We start from the raw sequence: 4,135 nt of genomic DNA on the forward strand, positions 1-4,135 counted from the left end.
TCCGAGCGCGAACTCACCACAATGACCGGCAGCGGCCTGGACTGAGTTACCAGCCGAAGGAAGGTAAACCCGTCCATGCCGGGCATTTCCAGATCCAGCGTGATGACATCAGGGCTGAACTCGTAGAGCTTCTTGAGGGCGTCCTCGCCGTTGCGGGCCTTGGCAACGACTTCGATGTCGCGACTCTTTTCGAGCATGTCGGTGAGGATGCGGCGGTTGTAGGCCGAATCGTCCACCACCATGACGCGGATGGGGTTGGCGCTCATTGCTCTTCCCCCTTACCGGTGACTGGTTTCTGATAGACCATGTCACCCTGAAAGTGGCGAAGCGCAAAGCTGGTGCTCAGATTCACCAGCGATTCCGAGTGCCCCAGAAACAGGAAGCCGCCGGGCTTGAGCTTTCGGTAGAAAAGATCCACGACTTTTCGTTTGGTCGCCTGGTCAAAGTAAATGAGCACGTTGCGGCAGAAGATCGCGTCGAGCCCGTGAAAGAGCGCATGGCGCATCGGATCAGTCAGATTGAGCGCGGAGAAGGTAACCCTGCGCTTCAGGTCCTCGCTGACCAGCTTGCGCCCGTCCCCGTCGCGGGTGAAGTAGCGATCCGAGCCCATCGGCATTTCCTCGCGAAAGGAATGGGGCCCGTAACTCCCCCCGCGGGCCTGCTGGAGCGCCCGGATCGAGATGTCCGTCGCCATGATGCTCCACTGCCAGTTTCGCAGCTTCTCGAAGTCCGAGAGAATGATTGCCAGCGTGTAAGCCTCTTCCCCGGTTGCGCAGCCGGCGCTCCAGACCTGCAGGGTATGGTCGCCGCGCTTCCTGTTGTGCGCAACGAGCTCCGGCAGCACGTCGCGCGAGAAGACATCGAGCTGATACTTTTCGCGGAAGAAATAGGTCTCGTTCGTGGTCAGCAGTTCGACCACCTGGCCGAGTTCATTCTCACGTTCGGGGTCGAAGCGCAGGAACTGCTCGTACTCGCCAAAGGAACGAAGCATCCGCTGCTGCACGCGACGCCCCAGTCGCCGCTCAAGCATGTATTTGAGATGATCGTCGAAATAGATACCGCAATAGCCGTTGATCAGATCCCGCAGCAGACGGAATTCCTCTTCACTCATTCGCGGGGGTGAGCGGTATTCGGCCATTGCCCTGCCCCCTAGCTGTCCGTGCTGCCGAGAAGCGCACTCGTCAGGGCCTTCTGTACCAGGCCGTCACGTTCCTCATCCAGCAGCCGGGCCAGCAGGTCGCGGGCCTTCTCGGTTCCGATTTTTCCAAGCAGCGACGCAGCATGGGAGCGCACGTTCCAGTGTTCGTGTTTGGCCAGTCGCGCCAGCACGCCTCCCACGAGCGATTCATGGTCCTTCATCGTGCGTCCGAGCACCGTCAGGGCCGAGATCAGGATGTCCGGGTCGGAGTGATCGAGCAGCTCCAACGCCCGGTCGGAGGCTCGCTGGGCCGAGACCTCTTCGAGGGCTTCGAGTGCCCGAGCGGCCAGCACCGGATGGAGCTGGGGATCGGAAAACGCGCGTTCGAGAATATCGAGCGCCGCGTCCGTACCGATCCGCCCCAGCGAGCGCGCGGCTTCGGAGCGAACCCACAGGTCCGGGTCCTTGAGCGCGGCCTTGAGGGCTTTCAGGGTTTCCTCCCCGTCGTAGCGTCCCAACGCAAAGGCCACCGTGCGGCGAACCCCGGGGTTCTCATCCGCGATCGCGCGCGCCAGCCCCTGTCCTGCTTCGGCCAGATGGGCCGCCGCCAGTGCCTGCGCCGCGGCGGCACGCACCTGGGCGTCCACATCCCCGAGCGCCAGCAGCAGCCGCTCAATCACCGATTCATCGCCGGCCACCTGACCGAGCACGCGCACACTGGCCGCCCGGAGGCCCGGATCGGTGGAGGCGAGGCCCGCCTGAATGGCGTCCACAACGAGTTCGGGGTGGTCGGTGCCGATGCTCTCGAGCGCGATCTCGGCTGCCTCGCGCACGTCGGGATAGGCATGCTGCAGAAGTCCGGCCAGATCGGGAACGCTCTGCGCATCACCGAGATCGCCCACCGCCTCAGCAGCAGACCGCAGAAGCCTGCCGTTGTCGGAACGAAGTGAGCGATGCAGCAGTGGCAGTGCCGGCGTAAAATGCGCCTTTCCAAAGGCCAGGGCGGCAACCGCCTGAGCGTTGGCTTCAAGCTTGTCGAAACGCGAGAGCCAGTCCTCCAGTGCGTTTGGCTGCATGAAGGCCAGAGACTCGCGCAGTGGGCGGTAGACCCCCTCGTCGTTGATGAGCTTGAGCAGGGGATCGACTGTGCCCGGACGGCTGGCCGCGCCAATGATTGCCACGACGGCGCAGCGCACATCCTGGTCGTGCGAAGAGAGCGACTCGGCCAGGGTGTCAAGTTGTGCGTCGTCGAGTTCGGTGCGAAGCAGCTCCACAATGCGTGGGCGCACCGCGTCCCCCTTCTTCACAACCGTCGCCCACAGCGCCCGGAGCGCAGCCTCACGGCTCGAACGGGTTGAATCCTTGAGCCCCTCCACCATCAGTGCCACGCCGCCGGGATACTCGCCGCTGCTCATGACATCGAACACGGCCTTGCGAAGAATGCTTTGGGAGAGAAGGCGCTCGAGCGTGGGGAGCGGGATGAGCGCTGCCTGACTGGCAAGCGCCTCCAGGGCGGCAAAACGCAGCGCCAGTTCATCGGATTCAAGGCAGCGGATCAGTGCTTCGGCCGCATGGGGGCCGCGAAACCGGCCGAGATTCTCGACCGCGCCGGTGCGCACATTCTCAACCGGGTCGGCCAGTGCTGCGATCAGGGCGGGCAACACCCGGGGATCTCCGATTTGTCCAAGAATGTTGCAGCAAAAGAGCCGCACATCGCCGTCGGGATTTTCCAGGGCTGTGAGCACCGGTTCGACCGAGACGTCGCCAAAGGCGACAAGCGATTCCATGGCCGCATTGCGAAGCCCCGCGTTGTCGGGAGCGCCGACAAAACCGATGAGCGTATCGAGTAACTCGGGCGTGGGCTCAAGCAGCAGCACGCCTTCGGTGCCGGCTTTGCGCACCCGCCAGTTGGGATCGGCCAGGGCCGCGAGGAAAGCCTCTGTGCCCTCCGCGGGACGCTCCTGAAGGCCCTGCAGCGTCTGAATCCGCTCCTCTTCGGAGAGCGCGGCCAGGCGGTCCGTCCATGATTTCCCCTCGCTGCTCACTGGTCTGCTCAGGCGCCCCCTACTTCGGCCTTTTTCGACTCAATCAGGCGTCGTAACTCCTCGCCCAGGAAGTCGCTTTGCTGACGCACGCTCTCTTCCACGCGCTGGGCAAATACCTCGCGCGCTTCAGCCACTTCATTGGCGAGCTTCTCGTCGAGGTTCCCCTCGCGAATGCCCTCTTCAATCAGGTCCTGGTTGTAGAGCGCAATGTCGGAAACGATGATGCGCGCCAGACGCCGCGCCTTTTCCACCTTTTCGTTGTCGCCCGACTGGTCCCCCGCCGGCACACTGGGCTCGGCCGCCAGCATCGCATCGCGCTGGGAGTCGTTCATCTGCGGAGTCTCGATCGCCTCGGCAGAGAACCAGGGCTCGGGCGCCGTCGGTGAGGGCGCGCTCTTCCCGGTTCCATGCACGTCGAGCAGCAGGTTGTTGATCTTCGGAACCAGCAGGTCGGGAATGTGGTGTTTCTCGACATAGTCGTCGGCGCCATAGAGCTGACTCGGTCGGCGCTTGTAGCGGGTCTTGTCGTAGACCGAGGCAATCAGGATGATCTTCGTGCCCGCGATGGCCGGTTCGGCGCGAACTTTCTCCGCGACCTCGAATCCGTAGAGCCCGGGCAAGGCCACGTCGGCCACCAGGACGGCGGGACGGCCGGCCAGCAGGCGCTGCCAGGTATCGTCACCATCGGGGCTCTCGTCGATTCTGTAATCGGTCTGGGACTCGATCACCGATCGAATCATCTGGCGATATTCTTCGTTTTCGCTGCCGATCAGCACATGCACCTTGCCGTCCGTAGCGGGCGCGGCGGCCGGCGCAGCCGCCGAGGGAGCCTGAGGCGGCGGCGCCACCGGAGCGGACGCGGGTGCGACCGGTGCAGGCGCGGATGCGGCAGGCGCAGCCGGCGGCGGAGCCGCTGGAGCGGGCGCCGCAGCAGGCACCTTCAGCTTGACCA

The 4,135-nt window shown here is 64.1% G+C and carries 4 protein-coding genes; all 4 read right to left on the reverse strand.

Going from position 1 to position 4,135, the window contains the following annotated elements:
* Positions 1–266, reverse strand: a 266-nt coding sequence (locus KDH09_17340; protein ID MCB0221465.1) for a response regulator, incomplete at its 3' end; no start/stop codon positions are given.
* On the reverse strand, positions 263–1,111 hold the full coding sequence (locus KDH09_17345; protein ID MCB0221466.1) for a protein-glutamate O-methyltransferase CheR: 849 nt from the start codon (positions 1,109–1,111) through the stop codon (positions 263–265). The genes KDH09_17345 and KDH09_17340, both read right to left, overlap by 4 nt.
* Before the next feature lie 38 nt (positions 1,112–1,149).
* A complete protein-coding gene (locus KDH09_17350) occupies positions 1,150–3,183 on the reverse strand; it encodes a HEAT repeat domain-containing protein (protein ID MCB0221467.1) in 2,034 nt (677 codons plus the stop codon).
* Positions 3,184–3,191: 8 nt separating this feature from the next.
* On the reverse strand, positions 3,192–4,135 hold a 944-nt coding region (locus KDH09_17355), incomplete at its 5' end, for a response regulator (protein MCB0221468.1).

The organism is Chrysiogenia bacterium (assembly GCA_020434085.1).
In the GTDB taxonomy this organism is placed as follows: Bacteria; JAGRBM01; JAGRBM01; order JAGRBM01; family JAGRBM01; genus JAGRBM01.

Excerpts from the sequence above, each read along its gene's own strand:
- KDH09_17345 (MCB0221466.1), bottom strand. The coding sequence starts at position 1,111 with ATGAGTGAAGAGGAATTCCGTCTGCTGCGGGATCTGATCAACGGCTAT.